Source organism: Streptomyces tricolor, assembly GCF_002155905.1.
GTDB lineage: Bacteria > Actinomycetota > Actinomycetes > Streptomycetales > Streptomycetaceae > Streptomyces > Streptomyces tricolor.
Map to the genome: position 1 here is coordinate 1 of NZ_MUMF01001036.1, position 551 is coordinate 551.

At 73.0% G+C, this 551-nt stretch carries 1 protein-coding gene; it reads left to right on the forward strand.

Annotated features, from left to right (window positions below; all coding sequences use genetic code 11):
- A partial coding sequence (locus CCN44_RS44855; protein ID WP_158103234.1) for a hypothetical protein occupies positions 1-551 on the forward strand: 551 nt, incomplete at both ends.

Sequence of the window (551 nt, forward strand, 5' to 3'; positions counted from 1 at the left end):
GACACCGAACTCGACCAGCTGTACGCCGAGCTGACCGCCCTTCGCGAAGTGGCCCGCGGCTACTGCCCCGCCTGCGGACGAGGCGACGCCTCCCCGACTGCTCAGCAGTGGGAGGACCAGCGCAAGCGCGCAAACCAGGCCGAGGAACTCCTCCGCATCGCGCACGACACGTCCAACCGGGCTGAGGCCGAACGCGCCCGCGCCGAGGCCGCCATCGCCCGCGTCCGCGCCCTCCACGTCAACGGCTACGGCCTCTGCGACGAATGCACCGGCAGCCACGGCGTGCCCTGGCCCTGCCCCACCATCCAAGCCCTCGACCAGCCCGCGCCGCCGGCAACGACCCGAGCGACCGAGCCCCGCGAGCACTGCGGCCACCTCTCCCCAGAGACCGGACTCAACACCGTACGCACCGAATGCGTACTCCGCCCCGGCCACCAAGGCAGCCACGCCGACGACGTCGGCTGCCGGTGGAAGCCCATCACTGAGGAGCAGCCCATGCCCAGGCCCTGCACCGCCACCATCGACGGCCCCCACGTCCTCGGCGGCGGCCC